The organism is Parabacteroides sp. APC149_11_2_Y6 (assembly GCF_054506995.1).
Genome location: NZ_CP173709.1, coordinates 3,934,842 through 3,953,438 on the forward strand (window position 1 = coordinate 3,934,842; position 18,597 = coordinate 3,953,438).

The 18,597-nt window shown below is 38.5% G+C and carries 19 protein-coding genes, 1 tRNA gene and 2 pseudogenes; 13 read left to right on the forward strand and 9 right to left on the reverse strand.

All coding sequences use genetic code 11. From position 1 onward, the window contains the following. The first annotated feature begins 48 nt into the window (after positions 1-48). The 3 genes from mtaB to ACGE0T_RS16350 are packed head-to-tail and all read left to right on the forward strand — an operon-like array spanning position 49 to position 3,311. A complete protein-coding gene (gene mtaB, locus ACGE0T_RS16340) occupies positions 49-1,368 on the forward strand; it encodes a tRNA (N(6)-L-threonylcarbamoyladenosine(37)-C(2))-methylthiotransferase MtaB (RefSeq protein ID WP_459187665.1) in 1,320 nt (439 codons plus the stop codon). Positions 1,369-1,381: 13 nt separating this feature from the next. Next, positions 1,382-2,281, forward strand: coding sequence for a lysophospholipid acyltransferase family protein (locus ACGE0T_RS16345; protein WP_459187666.1), 900 nt, complete (start codon positions 1,382-1,384; stop codon positions 2,279-2,281). A 10-nt stretch (positions 2,282-2,291) separates the two neighbouring features. Further along, positions 2,292-3,311, forward strand: a complete 1,020-nt coding sequence (locus tag ACGE0T_RS16350; RefSeq protein WP_459187667.1) for a glycosyltransferase family 2 protein — start codon at positions 2,292-2,294, stop codon at positions 3,309-3,311. Here ACGE0T_RS16350 and ACGE0T_RS16355 read toward each other — a convergent pair. From ACGE0T_RS16355 to ACGE0T_RS16365, 3 genes are all read right to left on the reverse strand, one after another. Beyond that, positions 3,306-3,953: a MarC family protein gene (locus ACGE0T_RS16355; RefSeq protein WP_459187668.1), complete on the reverse strand. Its 648-nt coding sequence runs from the start codon at positions 3,951-3,953 to the stop codon at positions 3,306-3,308. The two genes, ACGE0T_RS16350 and ACGE0T_RS16355, sit on opposite strands and share 6 nt — an antisense overlap. Before the next feature lie 62 nt (positions 3,954-4,015). Next, positions 4,016-5,260, reverse strand: a complete 1,245-nt coding sequence (locus tag ACGE0T_RS16360; protein ID WP_459187669.1) for a PNGase F N-terminal domain-containing protein — start codon at positions 5,258-5,260, stop codon at positions 4,016-4,018. Positions 5,261-5,266: 6 nt separating this feature from the next. Beyond that, positions 5,267-6,709 carry a monomeric [FeFe] hydrogenase gene (locus tag ACGE0T_RS16365; RefSeq protein ID WP_459187670.1) on the reverse strand — a complete coding sequence of 481 codons (1,443 nt, stop codon included), beginning with the start codon at positions 6,707-6,709 and terminating at the stop codon, positions 5,267-5,269. A 237-nt stretch (positions 6,710-6,946) separates the two neighbouring features. On the opposite strand from ACGE0T_RS16365, the gene ACGE0T_RS16370 reads away from it, so the two are divergent. The 9 genes and pseudogenes from ACGE0T_RS16370 to ACGE0T_RS16410 form a co-directional block, all read left to right on the forward strand. Further along, positions 6,947-7,138: a hypothetical protein gene (locus tag ACGE0T_RS16370; protein WP_459187671.1), complete on the forward strand. Its 192-nt coding sequence runs from the start codon at positions 6,947-6,949 to the stop codon at positions 7,136-7,138. Continuing rightward, on the forward strand, positions 7,129-8,238 hold the full coding sequence (lpxK, locus tag ACGE0T_RS16375; RefSeq protein ID WP_459187672.1) for a tetraacyldisaccharide 4'-kinase: 1,110 nt from the start codon (positions 7,129-7,131) through the stop codon (positions 8,236-8,238). The genes ACGE0T_RS16370 and lpxK overlap by 10 nt, the downstream gene beginning before the upstream one ends. Then, positions 8,235-9,266, forward strand: coding sequence for a thiamine-phosphate kinase (gene thiL, locus ACGE0T_RS16380; RefSeq protein ID WP_459187673.1), 1,032 nt, complete (start codon positions 8,235-8,237; stop codon positions 9,264-9,266). The genes lpxK and thiL overlap by 4 nt, the downstream gene beginning before the upstream one ends. A 75-nt stretch (positions 9,267-9,341) precedes the next feature. After that, positions 9,342-9,414, forward strand: a tRNA-Phe gene (locus ACGE0T_RS16385). Positions 9,415-9,660: 246 nt separating this feature from the next. Continuing rightward, complete coding sequence (locus ACGE0T_RS16390) at positions 9,661-10,779, forward strand: site-specific integrase (RefSeq protein WP_459190496.1); 1,119 nt, start codon at positions 9,661-9,663, stop codon at positions 10,777-10,779. A gap of 255 nt (positions 10,780-11,034) precedes the next feature. Then, a complete protein-coding gene (locus ACGE0T_RS16395; RefSeq protein ID WP_459187674.1) occupies positions 11,035-11,787 on the forward strand; it encodes a hypothetical protein in 753 nt (250 codons plus the stop codon). After that, the gene (locus tag ACGE0T_RS16400) at positions 11,777-12,367 is read left to right on the forward strand and encodes a hypothetical protein (protein WP_459187675.1); all 591 of its coding nucleotides are present in this window, start codon (positions 11,777-11,779) and stop codon (positions 12,365-12,367) included. The genes ACGE0T_RS16395 and ACGE0T_RS16400 overlap by 11 nt, the downstream gene beginning before the upstream one ends. After that, positions 12,364-13,362, forward strand: a complete 999-nt coding sequence (locus ACGE0T_RS16405; RefSeq protein ID WP_459187676.1) for a radical SAM protein — start codon at positions 12,364-12,366, stop codon at positions 13,360-13,362. Before ACGE0T_RS16400 ends, ACGE0T_RS16405 begins: the two co-directional genes overlap by 4 nt. 314 nt (positions 13,363-13,676) lie before the next feature. Next, a pseudogene (locus tag ACGE0T_RS16410) lies at positions 13,677-13,926 on the forward strand (transposase); the annotation flags it as partial. Between the two features lie 103 nt (positions 13,927-14,029). Here the strand turns inward: ACGE0T_RS16410 and ACGE0T_RS16415 are convergent. From ACGE0T_RS16415 to ACGE0T_RS16440, 6 genes and pseudogenes are all read right to left on the reverse strand, one after another. After that, positions 14,030-14,818, reverse strand: a pseudogene (locus tag ACGE0T_RS16415) (DUF5712 family protein); the annotation flags it as partial. A 4-nt stretch (positions 14,819-14,822) separates the two neighbouring features. Beyond that, positions 14,823-15,407: a BfmA/BtgA family mobilization protein gene (locus ACGE0T_RS16420; RefSeq protein WP_459187677.1), complete on the reverse strand. Its 585-nt coding sequence runs from the start codon at positions 15,405-15,407 to the stop codon at positions 14,823-14,825. Between the two features lie 254 nt (positions 15,408-15,661). Then, on the reverse strand, positions 15,662-16,012 hold the full coding sequence (locus ACGE0T_RS16425; RefSeq protein WP_459187678.1) for a helix-turn-helix domain-containing protein: 351 nt from the start codon (positions 16,010-16,012) through the stop codon (positions 15,662-15,664). Between the two features lie 129 nt (positions 16,013-16,141). Further along, entirely contained in the window at positions 16,142-16,552 is a 411-nt protein-coding gene (locus ACGE0T_RS16430) for an RteC domain-containing protein (RefSeq protein ID WP_459187679.1), read from the reverse strand. Further along, positions 16,515-16,754, reverse strand: coding sequence for a hypothetical protein (locus tag ACGE0T_RS16435; protein WP_459187680.1), 240 nt, complete (start codon positions 16,752-16,754; stop codon positions 16,515-16,517). The genes ACGE0T_RS16430 and ACGE0T_RS16435 overlap by 38 nt, the downstream gene beginning before the upstream one ends. A 31-nt stretch (positions 16,755-16,785) precedes the next feature. Then, complete coding sequence (locus ACGE0T_RS16440) at positions 16,786-17,307, reverse strand: HXXEE domain-containing protein (RefSeq protein ID WP_036614702.1); 522 nt, start codon at positions 17,305-17,307, stop codon at positions 16,786-16,788. 166 nt (positions 17,308-17,473) lie between these two features. On the opposite strand from ACGE0T_RS16440, the gene ACGE0T_RS16445 reads away from it, so the two are divergent. Beyond that, entirely contained in the window at positions 17,474-18,415 is a 942-nt protein-coding gene (locus ACGE0T_RS16445; RefSeq protein ID WP_459187681.1) for a helix-turn-helix domain-containing protein, read from the forward strand. Positions 18,416-18,597: the final 182 nt, after the last annotated feature.

Here is an 18,597-nt window from a genome sequence, read left to right on the forward strand (position 1 = left end):
GTCTTTATCCGAATATTTTCGCTAAATTTGTGCGATAAATAAAAGACAATGATTGACAAAACTGTTTTCGAAAATAAAATAGCCGCTTATTACACACTGGGGTGTAAACTTAATTTCGCCGAAACTTCGGCTATTGGAAAGACGCTTGCCGAACAAGGGGTTCGTAAAGCCCGTCCGGGAGAAAAAGCTGATATATGCGTTGTCAACACCTGTTCCGTTACAGAACTGGCTGATAAGAAATGTCGGCAGGCCATCCGCCGTATCAGCAAACAACATCCGGACGCATTTATCGTAGTGACCGGTTGTTACGCCCAACTAAAACCGGAAGAAGTCTCACATATAGAGGGTGTGGACCTTGTACTCGGCGCCGAGCAGAAACTGGATATATTAATGTATCTGGACGACCTGAAGAAAAAAGAAGCCGGAGGGGCTATTATCGCCTCCCAGACAAAAGATATACGGACATTTTCCCCTTCTTGTTCAGCTGACGACCGGACCCGCCACTTCTTGAAAGTGCAGGACGGTTGCGATTACTTCTGTTCCTACTGTACCATCCCGTTCGCCCGCGGACGGAGCCGCAACGGGACAATAGAGAGTATGGTAAAACAAGCACAGGAAGTTGCAAACAAAGGTGGGAAGGAAATTGTTCTAACAGGTGTAAACATCGGGGATTTTGGCAAAAGCACAGGGGAAACGTTTATCGACCTTATCCGCGCCCTTGATGAAGTGGACGGGATTCTCCGTTACCGTATTTCCTCTATCGAACCGAATCTGATTACTGATGAAGCAATTGATTTTGTGGCATCCAGCAAACGCTTCGCCCCGCATTTCCATATACCGCTGCAAAGTGGTAGTGATGCAGTATTAAAGTTGATGCGCCGCAGGTACGATACGGCTCTGTTCCGTCATAAAATCGAGAAGATAAAAGAAATCATGCCACATGCTTTCATCGGCGTAGATGTGATAGTAGGTACACGCGGAGAAACAGATGAATTGTTTGAAGAAGCACGTGCTTTTATCGATAGTCTGGACATCAGCCAGCTACATGTATTCAGTTATTCCGAACGTCCAGGCACGCAGGCTCTAAAAATAGACTATGTTGTCGCCCCGAAAACAAAACATGCACGTAGCCAGCAATTGTTGGATATTTCAGACCAAAAGTTCCATGCATTCTATGAAGCTCATATAGGTCAAGAAGCAAGCGTGCTGTTCGAACATACCAGGAAAGGAGGATTGATGCATGGTTTTACTGAGAATTATATCAAAGTGGAAGCACCGTACAATGCCTTATGGGTAAATGAAGCTCATTTGGTTACTTTAGGGGGATGGAATGAGGATAAGACGGCGTTACTGATTAAAAATAAATAATAGAAAATATTCCATGTGGACTAAAATACAATATGCGCTTATATTCTGCTGGGCAAAAGTTCACGCCTTGCTCCCTATGCGTGTATTATACCTTCTGTCGGATATCTTATACATTATAATATATAAGATTGCACGATACCGTGTAAAAGTTGTACGTGCAAATATGAAAGCGTCCTTTCCGGAAAAAACAGAAAAGGAACTACGCCGGTTGGAGCGGGACTTTTATCATCATTTCTCCGATTATATAGTCGAGACTATTAAGTTGGCGCATATTTCCAAAGAAGAGATACTGAGTCGTGCCGTTATCAGAAATCCGGAACTTATGGATGACCTGGCAGATAAAGGATATACTTGTTTCGTACTGTTAATGGGGCATTATGGTAACTGGGAGTGGTTTACCGCCGCAAGCCATTTCTTCAAAACACTAAGAGTATACCAAATATACCGTCCGTTGAAGAACAAAGCGTTTGACAAACTCTTTGTATATCTCCGTACCCGGTTCGGTTCTTGTGGCATAAAGAAAAACGATACCATACGCGATGTCATCAAATTAAAGAAAGACAAAACGCATGCTCTGGTTATATTTATAGCAGACCAGACCCCCAGTAAAGCCAACCTGCATTACTGGACCACTTTCTTAAATCAGGAAACATCTATTCTTACAGGACCTGAACGTATTGCCCGTAAAATGAATCTTCCGGTAGTATTCCTCGATGTAAAGAAAGTAAAAAGGGGGTACTACACAATGGATATGAGCCTGCTCACTCTTACTCCTAATGAAACTCCTGAAAATCAAATTACCGAACAATATGCCCGGTTAATGGAAAAAAGTATCCTGAACAATCCGGCATACTGGCTATGGACCCATAAGAGATGGAAACATAAAAGAGAAAATACAGCAAACCCTAATTAACCTGCATACAATGAAAAAAAAACTGTCGGTCGTCATCCTTAACTGGAACGGAAAAGAATTAATGGAAAAATATCTTCCATCTGTACTTGCGAACACTCCCGAAGAGTGGGCACAGGTGATTGTTGCCGACAATGGCTCTACCGATGGTTCACTCGATATGCTGAAAGAAAGATTCCCGGCTGTCGGAATCATAAAATTCGACCGTAACTATGGCTTTGCCGGTGGTTACAATCTTGCAATGGAACAAATAAACAGCGAATATACCGTTCTCCTTAACAGTGATGTTGAAACCCCGGCCGGATGGATAGACGCCCCGATGGCAGCGCTGGAAGCAGATTCCTCCATTGCATGTGCACAACCTAAAATCCGTTCGTTATGGGATAGGGAAAGCTTTGAATATGCAGGGGCTGCTGGTGGGTTCATAGACCACTACGGTTATCCTTATTGCCGCGGACGAGTCCTTCATATTGTCGAAAAAGATAACGGGCAATACGATACTCCTGCGAATTTACTTTGGGCTACCGGGGCCTGTATGTTTATCCGTACAGCCTTATATAAAGAAATGGGGGGTCTCGATGCTGAATTTTTCGCACATCAGGAAGAGATAGACCTATGCTGGCGCTTACGTTCACGCGGATACCGGATTGTATGTACACCGGAGTCTGTGGTCTACCATCTGGGAGGAGGAACACTTAACGCAGAAAGTCCGCGTAAAACATTCCTGAATTTCCGGAATAACCTGTTGATGCTATATAAAAATCTACCGGACAAGGAACTAAGGCAAGCCATGCGTGCCCGTTTCATCCTGGACTATATCGCAGCAACAAAGTTTCTGTTTTGTGGGCACATCTCCAATGCGAAAGCGGTATATAATGCACGGCAGTCTTTCTTTAAACTCAGAGATTCTTACCTGCCGGTCCGTCAAGAAAATTTACAGAAAGCGACCCTCAGCAATATACCGGAAATCTATCAGAAAAGCCTGATTGCCGCCTTCTATCTCAAAGGGAAAAGGAAGTTTACGGATTTATAAAGCCATTGCCGATTTCAACACATCAATCATAATCGGTTTGAATCCGCTGACAAAACATTCTACGGCTATAACCATCAGAATAAGTCCCATCAAACGCATCATTACATTATTTCCGGTCTCTCCCATATAACGGTTCAGACGGGTTGATGCCCTCAATATCAAGAAGGTAATAAAATAAATCAGAGCAATCGTCCCTATCAGTATTGCTTTTTTAGCCATAGTAGTTGCATCATCCATCAACATAATGGCATTTGCAATGGCTCCCGGACCGCAAAGCATCGGAATGGCAAGTGGCGTGATTGAAATATCATTCACATACCTCTTTACCTCATCTTCTTTCAGCTTGGCCTTCGCATACCGCGCCTGCAACATATCAAAACCAATCGTAAAAATGATAATGCCTCCGGCTATACGGAAACCATTCGTCGATATGCCAAAAAACTTAAAAAGGAACTGGCCGGAAAAAGTAAAAACCATCAGTGTAATAAAAGAAACAATCGTAGCTCTGCGGACTATCGTATGACGCTCCATCTCACTCATACCATTCGTCATGGTAAGAAACACCGGCATTGTACCCAACGGGTTCGTCAATGTAAAAAAGGAAGTAAAACATAACAGGAAGAAAGGCAGTAGTGTATCCATAATATTTTAATTTATCGGTTATCTATCGCAGGGACAGGTTGAACCTGTCCCTATTATATTAATCATTCGTCCCAAACCAAATAAGCCGATACCAGCCAATGGTTCAGTTTATTCCCATCTATTTCCTGGGCTTCCGGAATACTTACCGTAAATGTATGTTTTCCCGGTTGAATATCAAAAAGCTCCACTTCTTCCGGCATTACATCCGAACCCGGACACCAGTTGGAACGGGATAAGTCAGAAGATCCTAACGGTTCCTCCACCATCTTCTCCGAATACCCGTCCTTATCGATATAAGAAGCCAGACGCTGCTTTAACCAAACTCCTGTTCCCGGATTAAAACGACGGAAAGAAGCACAATCCGAACGCCATGGGACAAAGTTAAGAACTTCTTTTCCATCTACCGAAACAATATTCCTTTTTTGAACAAACTCATCACCTCCGGAATGCCCCCCATGTCCTGTAACGATATATTTCAACCGCACATTACGGGCACCATCCGGCACATCAAACTCAGTAGAGACATCTTTGCGTGCAAAAATATCCGGATACGTCTGTCCTTCATAATAAACCGTATTCATCAATGGCTCCACATGGCGGCGTTGCATCGGGTCGTAAGCAAGCTTCGACTCTGTGACATCGATATTCATGCTAACCACATAGCCTTCCGTTGTCCAGGTATCAATAAAAACACCCACATATGCTTCTCCTTCCAACAAAGGATACAAATCCGTTATATCCTGTTCCCAGCTTACACTGTCGGCCCACTGGTCTATATAAACAGGTTTACGGTGTTTTGTCAGGCTATCGTCCGGAGAACTATAATGCCCGACACCGAAAGGAGTCATAAAACGCATCAGTTCCACAGTCGGTTTATAATCGGGACCTGCTATAATACCGATCATGTTTTCAAGTTTCGTACTGTCCACTGCCGGGAACTGTTTTTCTCCACGGGCAATGTCCAATAAGTTTATACCCGATTCTTTTGGTAAAACAAAACAGGAACCGGATTTATCCCAACGGTCACCATTTGATGCGAGCGTTACCTGCAAATTAACAGATACGGTTCGTTTATAGTCCGGCAATGTTATCTTCTTCAAGATAATACGTCCGTTCATAAGATGATAAATACTGTCCGGCCCGGGAACATTATAAGCAGCCGGATACATATCCGGAGCAAAACGTACAGGCGTTTTGGCGAAAACCTGTACGGAATAATCTCCTGTCGCCGGAACTTCACGAGGACCGCATGCCGTAAAAAGCAATGCTCCCGCCAGCGAAAAGAGTAAAACGAGTTTTTTGTTCATTTATGTTTAGAATTTAGTAAGTTCCTTCATCAGTTGTTGCTGACTGGTAGCTTTATCACCATGGATACACGGACCGGTAACACATCCGCCTTCACATGCCATAACTTCTATAAATTGTGCCGGTGCTTTACCTGTCTTTGCATAAGCACGCAACAAAGCGACATTTTTCTTAGTCAGATTCGCCACCTGGATAGCTTTAACATCCTCGGCCTCATCCTTCAAATAAACCTTTACCGCATTGATCACACCACCACTTTGGGCAAAACCATGTGCTTCACGCACGGCATTGAATAAAACAGAAAAAGGTTGTGCTTCTTCTATCTTAATGCCTAAGCCGTCCAATACGGAACCGACTTCTTCAAATGTCATGGTAAAATCTACGGCAGGGTCCATTTTAACTTCTTTACGCTTCGCTACACACGGGCCGATAAAGACGATTTGGGCATCCGGATATTTCTCTTTAACAATCCGTGCCGTATAATACATCGGTGAACCGGTAGTAGAAATATACTTTTTCAAATCCGGTATATGCTTCTCTGCCAATTGAATATAGGAAGGACAACAACTGGTTGTCATAAAAGGCTGGCCTTCCGCTAATTTTTCTTTTAATTCTTCTGCTTCATGCTGGGTTGTAGCCATAGCACCCTGGGCAACCTCTACCACTTCAAGGAAACCCATTTCTTTAATCGCCCCGTATACATTTTCCACTGGAGCCTTAAACTGGGCTAAAATAGAGGGAGCAACAATTGCAACCATAGGCTCCTTATTACGCAACCGCTGAAGAATATCAAATACCTGGGAGATTTCGAAAATAGCACCAAACGGACATGCATTTATACATTTTCCACAATAGATACACTTCTTCTCATCGATATGCTCCACGCCATACTCATCTTTGCTGATTGCCTTTACCGGACAAACTTCCTCACAAGGAATCGGGATGTATACAATCGCATGATAAGGACAATTCTGATGGCATTTTCCACAACTGATACAAGTATCATGGTCTATTTCCGCCTGTCCGTTTTTCTTAAAACGGATCGCATCTTTCGGACAGTTCATATAACAACTGCGGGCCACACATCCACGACATAAATTAGTAATCTCATAGTTCACCGATACGCAGGAAGAACATGCTTCATCAACCACGCACATCAGGTTATCTTTTTTATTTTCGGAACGCAACAATGCCCGTTTGGCATATTCGGACAAAGGAGTCAATTCGTCCACTTCATCCTGCATATCAAACCCTAACAACGGCAAAGTTTTATACTTCCATACTGCCCGTTCCTTGTGAATGCAGCAACGACCTATTACCTTTGATTTCCTGGGACTTAATTCTATTGGCAGACGGTCAATTTCCCCTAATAGGCGGTTTTCTTTCCAAAGTTTTACTAACTTCGCCATCAAACCGTGGCGAACAATCATTACGTTATTGGTAAATGCCATGTATCTATAATTATTTGTGCTAACTATTATAAGAGCCACAAAGATAGAGAATTCCCTTCATATATACTAATACGACATTCCGAAGTAAACGGGCTTATTCTGTCAACGGTTTCCCCTGTCCGGTTATCAAGCGGCAAGGATATAAATCCTTCTTTATTACATTAATATAATCTAAATTACATTAGCATCAATAAGTTATGTTATCTTTGTAGCTTGATTAAAGTTCTTCGCTCAATTATGAAACAATTTTTAAAAATAATGTTTGCTTCGGCATTGGGGGTATTTGTAACAGTGAAATTGGTTAGTACCGCTTTTATTTTCATGCGGATAGGTATTGCCGATACAATGAAAAATACAGCCAATCCCCAAAACCTGTTCGACCGTTTCATAAGCATACCATATAAACCCTTTATAAACAGATGCCAATGAGCAATGATATCAAAATAAATTCCTGGTTGATACCGTTTACCTGGCTATACGGAATCTGTATACAAATACGTAATCAGCTTTTTAACTGGGGGATACTGCCTTCCGAGCAATATTCAGTTCCGATTATAAGTGTTGGAAACCTGGCAGTGGGAGGAACGGGAAAAACCCCACATACGGAATATCTGATTCGCCTATTGGAAAAGCAGTATCGTATAGCCGTGCTAAGTCGCGGGTATAAGCGAAAAACCTCAGGATTTATTTTAGCAGATGCACAAAGTACAAGCCAGGATATCGGGGACGAGCCTTATCAGATGAAAAGTAAATTTCCGGAGATACTGGTGGCTGTAGACAGTAACCGCCGCCGCGGTATCAGAAATTTATTAGACTTGCCCCATGACATACAGCCGGAAATTATTTTATTGGATGATGCTTTCCAGCATCGCTATGTTACTCCGTCACTGTCTATTATCCTGACAGATTACCATCGCCTTTTTTATTATGACAAACTAATGCCCAGCGGACGGTTACGTGAACCGGTAAGCGGCATACGGCGTGCGGACATTGTTGTTGTAACCAAATGCGAAAAAGAAATGAAGCCCATCGAGTTCCGTATCATCGAAAAGAATATGAAGCTCCAGGCAAACCAGCAACTTTTCTTTACCGGAATTTCTTATGGAGAAATCGAGCCGGTGTTCCCGGATATAGCCCGTCCGCTCACACACAATGAGATAGGAAAAGAAGACGACATGCTACTTATATCCGGTATCGCCTCTCCTGTCCATTTCATTCATGAAGCGCAGAAATATTCCAATAAAACATATATCGCAACTTTTCCAGACCATCATATTTTCAATAAATCCGATATTAAAAAATTAGATACGATTTATGAGCAAATGGAATCGCCCGGCAAGCTGATTCTTGTGACGGAAAAAGATGCGGCACGGTTAAAAAACACCCCGTTTATCCCGGAGGAGTGGAAGCAATCTTTATATTATTTGCCTATCACTATCGAATTTTATACGGAAAATAATTTTGACGAATTAATTAAAAGACATATAATCAACGTACAAAAAACAGCATTATACGCAAATACAAAATGAGTAACAGAACAGAAATAGCAACTTTAGGCGAGTTTGGTTTAATCCGCCATCTGACTGACAAAATTGAATTAAAAAATGCAAGCACAATCAAGGGAATAGGCGACGATGCAGCCGTTCTTTCCTACGAAGACAAGCAGGTACTTGTAACTACCGATTTGCTACTGGAAGGTATCCATTTTGACCTTACCTATGTCCCAATGAAACATTTGGGATACAAATCCGCTGTAGTAAACTTCTCCGACATTTATGCGATGAACGGGCTGCCTAAACAAATAACGGTATCTCTTGGCATCTCCAAACGTTTTTCAGTGGAAGACCTGGATGAATTTTATGCCGGAGTCAAACTGGCTTGCGAAGTTTATGGAGTTGATTTGGTTGGAGGGGATACTTCCGCTTCATTAACAGGCTTGTGTATCAGTATCACTTGTATCGGAGAAGGGGAAAAAGGCAAAGTTGTATTCCGCAGCGGAGCAAAAGAAACCGACTTAATCTGTGTTTCCGGAGATTTGGGTGCAGCTTATATGGGCTTGCAACTGCTGGAACGGGAAAAAAGAGTTTTTAAAGGAGAAAAAGATTTCACTCCCGATTTCTCCGGTAAAGAATATTTATTGGAACGCCAGTTAAAACCCGAAGCACGTAAAGACATCATAGAATTATTACATAATGCAGGAGTTGTTCCAACTGCCATGATGGATATTTCAGACGGTCTTTCTTCCGAATTACTCCATATTTCCAAAGAAAGTAATGTCGGTTGCCGGGTTTATGAAGATCGTATTCCTATCGATTATCAAACGGCAATCATGGCAGAACAATTTAACATGAGTCTCGTCACAGCTGCACTAAATGGTGGTGAAGATTATGAACTACTCTTTACTGTTCCTCTGACCGAACATGACAAAGTATCTGAAATGAAAGGAGTTAAAGTCATCGGCCATATCACGAAACCCGAACTTGGTAATTATTTAGTTGGTCGTGATGGTGGCGAAGTTGAACTGAAAGCCCAAGGCTGGAACTCCCTGAACGATTAAAATTTCAAGTTTTTTCTTTCAAACTATTGCAAAAACAAAAAAAGTCTCTATCTTTGCACCCGTTAAACAAAACAAGGTGCCATAGCTCAGTTGGTAGAGCAAAGGACTGAAAATCCTTGTGTCCCCGGTTCGATTCCTGGTGGCACCACTTTTAGAGAAAGCAAAAAGAAGTAAACTCCTGATATTCAATGAATATCGGGAGTTTTTATTTTTACCCACTACGCAAAAAACAGCAAATTTTGACCTACTTCGGTGGAGCAAAAGGTGGAGCAAATCAGGAGATAATACATCTCCACCTTTTGTCTTTGTTTGACTCTGTTTGTCAGCATGTTACATAGCGAAACTCTCTCCACTTTTCCATAATTTTGTATCACTTAAAACAAGTAGAAAAATGATGGAAAGAAATTCATTTAGTGTTTTGTTTTTCCTAAAGAAAACAAAACTATTGAAGAATGGTGAAGCTTCTGTATGTATGAGAATTACGGTTAATAATGTTCGTTCTGAAACGAATATCCGTAAAAGTATTACCCCTTCCCTATGGAATCAGGCGAAAGAATGTTCTCGTGGTAAAGACCGCAAATCAAACGACCTGAACAAGTATATCGAAGAAGCCCGAATCAAGTTATATAATATACATGCAGAGCTGAAAAAGGAAAGTCTACCTATAACAGCTACCATTCTTCGGGATAAATTCTTTAACTTGGAAGAAAAAGAAGAACCTAAAACACTTATAGCTACTTTTCAAGAGCATAACGACCAATGTCGCCAGTTGGTGGGTAAAGACTTCGCTTTGGTTACTGTACGTCGTTATGAAAGCTGTAAACGCTATTTAACTGAACTTATTAAAATCAAGTACGACAAAGACGATTTACCGCTCAAAGATATAAACGGAGAATTTATTCGGGCTTTTGACTTTTACTTGAAAACAGAAAAGGAATGTGCTCAAAATACCGTTATCCGTTATATGAAATGCCTGAAAAAGATTGCTAATCTATCTCTTGCCAATGAGTGGATTAGCAAAGACCCTTTTATTGGTATCAAGTTCCATGAAAAGGAAGTCAATCGGGAGTTCCTGACTTGGGATGAACTGCAAATCATAACAAATAAGAAATTTGATTTACCTCGTATTGATTTAGTACGTGATATTTTCATTTTTGGATGCTTCACGGGCTTGTCATTTATAGATATTAAGCAACTAACGGCTGAACATATCGTAAAAGACAGAGAAGGTAACTTTTGGATTCGCAAGGCTCGGCAGAAGACAAAGAATATGTGTAATATTCCGCTACTGGATATTCCTTTGGCCATTATTGAGAAGTATAAGGATAATCCAAAGTGTCAAAAACAGAATGTTTTACTGCCTGTTCCTTGCAATCAGAAAATGAATAGTTATCTGAAAGAAATCAGCGATTTGTGCGGGATTCATAAGGAAATTTCCACGCACACAGCCCGCCACAGCTATGCCACTACTGTGCGCTTACAAAATATCCAACTGATAAACAGTATATTATGATATGCTATTTTGAAAAGGGTAACGGTTTAGCAACGTGCTATCTACTTTAATATTCTTGATATTGCATCATTTTAATAACCTGCAACAAAGATAATGCTTAATTTGATAAAACAAAAAAAAGTAGCAAACAGAGATAAGCTTTCATTAAAAAAGCTTATATTTGTGTGTGCTACATTAAATACTTTTCATAGTTCTTATTAGGCGAAAAAGAGTATGTAGTATTCTTAGTTAACTTGCTGTTATACAAATATATGCATGGAATTATTAACAGAGTTATATAGAATCATATCTCCTAGTCAGTTCGAGATGCCAATGAAAAAGCATATTACTAATAATGTGTTAGTAAATATCAATCAAATCACTTGGATAGAAGACTCCTATGGTAATATGCACATAACCAAAGGAGTGTCTGATAAATACATATGCATAGCCGCGCACCTTGATGAAAAAGGAACTAAGGATAATATAAATAAAAGAACAGTGATTACTAGTAAGCAACTCGAAACGAATAATACAATATTGTATTCAGTGGGTGAGGATAATTTACAATGTGGCTTAGGTGCAGACGATAAAAATGGAATTTATATAGCCTTAAGATTGCTACAGTCACTCCCAATTTTAAAGGTGTCTTTTTTTGTAGAAGAAGAAATTGGGTGTATGGGTAGTCAAAATTCCGACTTACAATTTTATGATAATTGTGCTTTATTAATCGAATGTGATAAGAAAGGATCAAGTGAAATTGTAACAGAAGTTAGTGGAACAGAATTATGCCCCATATTTATAGCTAATAAACTACAGGATATTGGTAAAAAGTATGGTTATTCTTTAAGTAAAGGTGGAAAAACAGATGTCGTAGCTCTAAAAAGAAGGGAGTTGAAGACTCCTTGTGTTAATATATCATGTGGATATTACAACCCACACTCGAATAAAGAGTTTTCTGTTTTTGAAGATATTATTAATTGCATAAATTTTTGTAACAATATAATTAAAAACAGCTATGGATTATAAGGAAGTATTATGCAAAATGCCTGACATATTGGGTCATCCTTTTGTTATATCTTTGTTTTCACTTTTAGTAGGATCATGGTTAATAAACAGAATTAACTACAAAAAACAAACGAGAGATTTGAAACAAACAGAAGCGGTAAGACTTGCCAATGAGATAAGTGAACGAATAAATGCACCATTAAGTTTAATATATGCATACATAAGAAGAGGAGAATGTATTGACTGTGATGAGTTCTCAAATGAATTAAGACATGCATATACTTTTAGATTAAGAATGAGGGTTGCCTCTCAGTTTTATTTTTCAAACAGAGAAATAGCAATACACTATGATGAAATCATTAGGGAACTTAGAAAGATTAGAGACTTCGTAAGACATAAAGGAAGCTCTTCTGAAGATGAATTAATAAAAAAAGCAGAAGTCGCAAGAGAAGAGTTGCTAAAAAAATGGGGTATTGAAGTGGTTTCTAAAAATTTTGAACAAATAGGATTAAATAAAGCTATTTTGAATTGGTCTGATGTTATATGGAAATATGCTGATGATTACTTAATGGGAGTATTAAATAAAATTAATAGATTATGAAAAGAGAATTATTTAATATACAATGGCATTTAACCAATAAATGTCAAAATAAATGCATACATTGTTATATGTCAAATATTTCATCATCAGATGAAATCTCTTATAAAGATCTCAAAAAAATCATTAAGGCATCCGTTGATGAATTTCAAAATGAGGCAAAAGAGATAATGATTAATTTCACAGGTGGTGATCCATTGTTGTACAATGGAATATATGAGATCATATCATATACTGCCTCTTTAGGAGCTACTGTTGGAATTTTGGGAAATCCCCAAAGCATAACTGTAGAAAATTCGGAGATAATAAAATCATTAAATATTAAACATTTCCAGTTGAGTTTGGATGGGCTTCCTAATACACACAATTATATAAGAAAAAACGACTTTGCTTATGCCGAATTAAAACGAGCAGCAGATTTGCTGGTTGACAAGGGAGTCAACTTGCATATTATGTACACATTAAGAAAAGAAAATTTAAATGATTTAATAGGATGCATAAGATTAGCAAAAAATGATTTACATGCAAATAAGTTTAGTTTCACTAGAGATATAAACGATAAGTTCATTATCAACATGAAACCAATTGAACTAAGAAATATTTATCAAAATATATTTGAAAAAGTGTTATTAAATGAAGATAATATTTTGTCTTTGAAGGAAAATTTGTGGAAACTATTCTTATATGAATATGGCATTCTGAATTTAGATGATTATTCAACACATAAAAGATATGGTTGTGGTATTGGATACTCTGTTCTTTCCGTGATGCCTGACGGGACTGTATTACCTTGTAGCCATCTACCTTACGCTATAGGTAATATTAGAGAAAAAACACTTAGAGATATTTTTGATGTTTTTTCACAAAAATATCATGAATCATATAAAAATTTCGACTGCGTAGACTGTGACTTATCAAATATATGCAGAGGTTGTGCTGCGGTTGGATATACTAGCGATAATAAAATCGCAAAAAAAGACATACATTGTTGGATTTAAAAGTAATTAGAAATGAAAAAGAACATTGACAAAAAATGTATTAACAAAAAATGTATTAACAAGAAATGTATTGACAAGAAATTGATCTTTGAAATCAAATTGAAGCTTTCCAATTATTGTTGTGAAAGTGTTGATGGAGACTAAAAAATTATCATTGTGACCAAGAAAGCGAGCCTAAAAACTCGCTTTCCTAAAATTAGATTATTCTCACTACAATGATTCTTGGAACAGTCCATGAGATTGTACAAATAGAAAACTACGGGATTCTTCTCGTAGTTTTTTTATTAATCTATTAACTTTGTAAAAAACAATTTATGGACATTCCGAAAGAATTTTTAAGCAAAGTTTTCAGTCTCAATTTGAGACAGGTGAAAATGTGACAGCTTTCATGAAGGAGTTTCACACTCGTGTTTATGAGCAAATATTGGGAGCAGAGATGGATACCATTTAGGTTATGAAAAGCACTCCAATCAAGGAGATCATAGCGGCAACTCACGTAATGGCAGTTATAAGAAGCAGGTTCAAACCGAGATGAGCGAATCCATCATTCAGGTTCCTTGTGATTGAGCAGGTAACTTCGAGCCTGTGGTAATGCCTAAGCATCAATCCCGGGATTATCAGAGATCCGCTCCCTCTTTATTTTACCAAACCGTTTATATATCATTCCATTATTTTGCTTATTATCAAGATTGCAAGAAGTCTTGTTTTCTTTTTCACTGGATTGGAATGTTTCTTTTTTATTTTCGCCAGTAAAATACTGTCTTGGTTCTTGTAATTCCTGTTCCTGCATTTTCAGTTTATCATCTATGTTGCCGTTTTTCATAGTATTAGCATACTCAAAGGATTCAGATAATTGACGGTTGTAGCCGAACAATTTATCAAAGCCTTGTTCTGCCTGTTGGAATAGATTTACACGGTCAAAACCACCCGTTACCGTCCCTTTTTGGGTATTTTTATGGTTGGTAAGCGGTGATAACTTCTTTTTGTTTGTTTGGTCTTTACGGCTGATAATCAAATGACAGTGCATATTTAGTTCATTGTCGGAACGGTTGCGGTCGAAATGGATTTTGCCGTAAAACTTTATATCGGCTTCGGATAGTCCTTTGTTGAAGTTCTTAGCGTATTCGGGAATAAACACCTCTCGGATATACCGTTTCATGGCTTCGGCTTTCTCCTGTTCGGTGTTACCCATTGCCCGAAGCTCACTTTCTGATGGGCTGACATGGATAGCGAAAAACTTAGCATCCGTTTTCAGCAGTTGCCCGATATTGCTATCTATATCCTTAATAGCATTTGATTTGTAGATATTATCATCCGTCAGGTTGAAAAAGCCATCGGTATAGATTCCTTTTTCCATCCGTTCCAAATCTTCATGCTCGCAATAATTTGCTAATTGTCGGCTACTCCCTGCATTGTTGTATGTTCCTTTTGATGGTGGGGCAAAATCTATGTGCATGGCTCTATGTGTTTATCAGATTGGTTATCTCGGCTTTTAGGTTCTCTTTACGTTTGCTATCCATCACACCACAAGCGGATAACTCTGTATAGAGTTGTATCAATTGTAGCAACTTCTTATAGTCCCGTTGGTGTATCTGATAAAGGGCGGTAAGTTGTTTCCCTTGCTGGTTGATTACATCGGCGTGCTTGCCAAACTGCTCACTTACTTTTTGCAATACGGCTGTTTGCTTCTCCTTACTGGATTCCAGTTGTGAGAGGATAAGTGTTTCTAATGATTTGCCAATACTATCAAACCGAACTGCAATAGAATGGGCGGTGCGTATCATGGGATTTAGCTGTTCTTCCTCGTAGTGTCGGATGAAGCGGATAATATCATCCTGCCGTTTGTTTATCTTCGCCAGTTCCGATTTTACCGATTCAGGTGCTTCGGATGGGTTGATATGCGCCTTATCTATATACCCGAATGCTAACTTTACAACTTCACTCTTTTTCAGTGAATAGCGTTTGCATATCTTCTCTACCAAAGCTGCCGTTTCCTTGTCTATGGAAATGGTCGTGAATATCGTTTTTCGACTGCTATTTGGCATGGTAATTACTTTTTTATAGAAACATGAATGGATAAATGCTTGATAATAAGCATTACAAAGAAAATGCTTATTACAGGTGTCATTACAGCGTGTTCTTGTAACACGCTAAAGCCAAAGGCTTTGCCCCGCAGGGCAAGAGGGAAGAACAGGACTTGTCCAGTTCCCTCTTGCTTCATTTAGCGAAATGAGCTGAACCACAAGGCAAGGCGATTTCTGCTAAATAGGGAATGGTGACACTTCGTCAGGCAGTAATATTACCCACCTTGTTTTGCTTCGGTTTGCTTATCAAGTTGATTTTCCTTTTTGAACCGTTCATAGGTCTTGCTATCAGCTTTTTCCTGAACAAATGCCCGAATGTCAGCCGAACGATAATAGGTCTTATGACTTATCGTGAAGTAAGGGAGCTTACCACTTGCCCGATAACGCTGCAAGGTTCGGAAAGATACTTTCAGCAGGAAAGCTAAATCCTGATTGTCTAATAGTCGGTCGTTTTCATCCAGCACTTTATCGGTATTGATAAGAGATTGCAGGTTTTGACCTATCTCCCCAAGTTTCTTCGATAGCCTTTCCATCCACTTATCGAAATTTTCGTTGTCTATATACATTTTGCTTCGTTTTTAAGTTTAATATTATTGTTTTCAATCGATTGATGAAGCAAAGTTCGGCAAATGGGTGTAAATAAGTTAGGGGAGTAGATATACTACACCCCTAAGAATAGTTGGTAAATAATTGATTTACAAATAGCCTTTCTTTTCACTTTCTTCGGTAATGGCTTTCCGAAGTATATCCAAAAACTCGGTGCGTTTGTTGGCTTTCCGGCAAATTACATTCTCATGCTTTTTATGAATATCTCCTAATTTGATATTAAAGAGGTGTTCAAACGCTCTTCCGATTTCTGTAAGTGGTGATTTTGTTCCATTGTAGGTTACAACTCTTTCAGATAAGAAGGTTCCGCTAACCAGTTCCATGATTTCTATAAGATAGGTTTCATCTGTAAGATGAAGCGGTGAGAGTGGAAATTTATCCTTCCGGTTTTGGAACTGAACTGGATATTTAATTCGCATATTGAGTATGCGGATTTCTGTATTTACAAGTCCTATTGCTTCATCAATTAGCAATAGCAAAGTATTTTTCCCCCTGCTCAAATTGCACACGATGCGATTTGAGCCTGTTTAGTCCAAAAGAGAAGTAGCGTAATAATACTGCGCAATCTTGTTCACTTATAGCAATGCTTACCAAATGGTTAGCAAGTTCCTGTAATGCAGCCGTTAAATCGTTTACGGCAAATTCTTTCTGCGAGTATTCCGACAATAGTCGGAAAAATCTCTGTTCGGATAACTGATTCATTGTAACTATTATTTAAGATGAATTTGTTCATTCACAAATTATTTTTCATATATCTATCAAATTTAGATGCTAATTTATGAGCGAAAAATAGATTTAAAACAGCAACAAATACCCCTGCAATAAAACATGTCACAATCTCAATAACGGCAAATGAACGAACGATACTATTGATACCCCAGATAATATACGGTATTGAGAGCAAAGATGTAATAATAATAGGGATATATTTTCTAACTATCATCCATTGACCTATGTGGATTAAAATATGAAGTGAAAATCCTGAAAAGACAGCAATCCACACATTATACCATTGTAATGTTAAAGCCCAAACGGTTACAATGCCTATAATTATAAATTCTTCCAACACTGCTAATGCAAATGCCGGAACTGACAATCTCTCATAAAAAGAAATTTGTTTAGCTACTTTGGGGTACTTTTTCGCAATCCATGCCCCGTCTTTAGTAACCCAATGTTTGAAACCTATAATCTCTTCAAATTCGTGGAGCATAAAAATAATAGGGAACAGGCTTACAATTAGTTTTAATTCATTCATAATCTTTGATTTTATTGTTTTACAATTTATTTGCAAAGTTACTTTGCTTGGTATTTGGAGAATTGAAATTTAAGCCATAGATTTGTCCAATCACGCCAATATTTGAATAATGTATATAACAGCAGGGACATTTAATATTATACTACGACAGGTAAGTTTGCTTGAAATGGACGAAGCAGAGGTATTTAGTATATTAGGTATTGATAGTTCATTATTTGAGAAAGCGACAAATAAGATTGACAGCAGCATAGTAGGGCAATCTCTTGAATATATGGCAAGTCAAAGACCTAACATACGAATAGGACTTAAAATGGGATTTAACTTTCCCGTGTCTGTAATGGGAGTAATACTCAATCTATATCAGAACTGCCGTACTTTGAAAGATGTATTTCAAAAATCACCTCTTTATGCTCCTGCTGTCAATACGATATGTTTGTTTAGTAACCATTCTGATGAACAATATTTTTATCATTCAATGCAAGTTGCAGACAAATTTTCAGAAAATTATCCAATCGCAACAAGGCATGTTTACGAGTCTCAATATGGTATCATACTTCAACTTATCTATACTTTGACCGGGAAACATATTACTCCTGTATCGGTACATTCCCCATACAAGCAAGAAACTACACCTGATTTACTGGAAACTCTGATGCAATGTCCGGTAAGGTTCGATAAGCCGTTTATGATGATTTTTGATAAAGAGATACTTGAAACTCATATTACCAATGCAAATCCCGAAATGCTGTTTATAGCCGAGCAGTTGATTTCTGGGCAACTTGAAAAAGAACAGCAGCAATCAGTTTCATCTGTTGTCCGTAGGTATATACTTCAAACCGTTCCGGGAATAAACCTCAGTTTGAAAAGTACTGCTCGTGATTTGAATATGAGTGATCGTACTCTTCAACGAAAGTTATTATCTGAAAACACTTCATATCAAACAATTCTTGATGATGTGAGAAAAGAATTGGCAACCAAATACCTTAAAGAGAATATATCATTGGTTGAAATTTCTTTTTTGTTAGGTTTTGAAACTCAAAGTGCTTTTAATAAGTTTTTCAAAAAGCATTTTGAAAAGCAACCCTCTGTTTTTAGAAAGAATAATTGAATTAGGAACGAAAGATACCATATATCTGACAAATGCCATTTGATTCCAACTACATACTACATACATTTTTTCCGAAACGGATTAATAACATTAACTCTATCAGTGTAGCATCCAGTCTGTGCAAGTCTTAAGCTAAAAATACTACCCGAAGCGTAGCGCAGGTGTGGAGATTTTTAGCTTAA

Excerpts from the sequence above, each read along its gene's own strand:
- mtaB (WP_459187665.1), top strand. The coding sequence starts at position 49 with ATGATTGACAAAACTGTTTTCGAAAATAAAATAGCCGCTTATTACACA.
- ACGE0T_RS16440 (WP_036614702.1), bottom strand. The coding sequence starts at position 17,307 with ATGAATGAATTAAAACTAATTGTAAGCCTGTTCCCTATTATTTTTATG.
- ACGE0T_RS16395 (WP_459187674.1), top strand. The coding sequence starts at position 11,035 with ATGGAATTATTAACAGAGTTATATAGAATCATATCTCCTAGTCAGTTC.
- ACGE0T_RS16405 (WP_459187676.1), top strand. The coding sequence starts at position 12,364 with ATGAAAAGAGAATTATTTAATATACAATGGCATTTAACCAATAAATGT.
- ACGE0T_RS16370 (WP_459187671.1), top strand. The coding sequence starts at position 6,947 with ATGAAACAATTTTTAAAAATAATGTTTGCTTCGGCATTGGGGGTATTT.
- ACGE0T_RS16420 (WP_459187677.1), bottom strand. The coding sequence starts at position 15,407 with ATGCCAAATAGCAGTCGAAAAACGATATTCACGACCATTTCCATAGAC.
- thiL (WP_459187673.1), top strand. The coding sequence starts at position 8,235 with ATGAGTAACAGAACAGAAATAGCAACTTTAGGCGAGTTTGGTTTAATC.
- ACGE0T_RS16355 (WP_459187668.1), bottom strand. The coding sequence starts at position 3,953 with ATGGATACACTACTGCCTTTCTTCCTGTTATGTTTTACTTCCTTTTTT.
- ACGE0T_RS16360 (WP_459187669.1), bottom strand. The coding sequence starts at position 5,260 with ATGAACAAAAAACTCGTTTTACTCTTTTCGCTGGCGGGAGCATTGCTT.
- ACGE0T_RS16425 (WP_459187678.1), bottom strand. The coding sequence starts at position 16,012 with ATGTATATAGACAACGAAAATTTCGATAAGTGGATGGAAAGGCTATCG.
- ACGE0T_RS16390 (WP_459190496.1), top strand. The coding sequence starts at position 9,661 with ATGGAAAGAAATTCATTTAGTGTTTTGTTTTTCCTAAAGAAAACAAAA.
- lpxK (WP_459187672.1), top strand. The coding sequence starts at position 7,129 with ATGCCAATGAGCAATGATATCAAAATAAATTCCTGGTTGATACCGTTT.
- ACGE0T_RS16445 (WP_459187681.1), top strand. The coding sequence starts at position 17,474 with ATGGACGAAGCAGAGGTATTTAGTATATTAGGTATTGATAGTTCATTA.
- ACGE0T_RS16345 (WP_459187666.1), top strand. The coding sequence starts at position 1,382 with ATGTGGACTAAAATACAATATGCGCTTATATTCTGCTGGGCAAAAGTT.
- ACGE0T_RS16365 (WP_459187670.1), bottom strand. The coding sequence starts at position 6,709 with ATGGCATTTACCAATAACGTAATGATTGTTCGCCACGGTTTGATGGCG.
- ACGE0T_RS16435 (WP_459187680.1), bottom strand. The coding sequence starts at position 16,754 with ATGAATCAGTTATCCGAACAGAGATTTTTCCGACTATTGTCGGAATAC.
- ACGE0T_RS16350 (WP_459187667.1), top strand. The coding sequence starts at position 2,292 with ATGAAAAAAAAACTGTCGGTCGTCATCCTTAACTGGAACGGAAAAGAA.
- ACGE0T_RS16400 (WP_459187675.1), top strand. The coding sequence starts at position 11,777 with ATGGATTATAAGGAAGTATTATGCAAAATGCCTGACATATTGGGTCAT.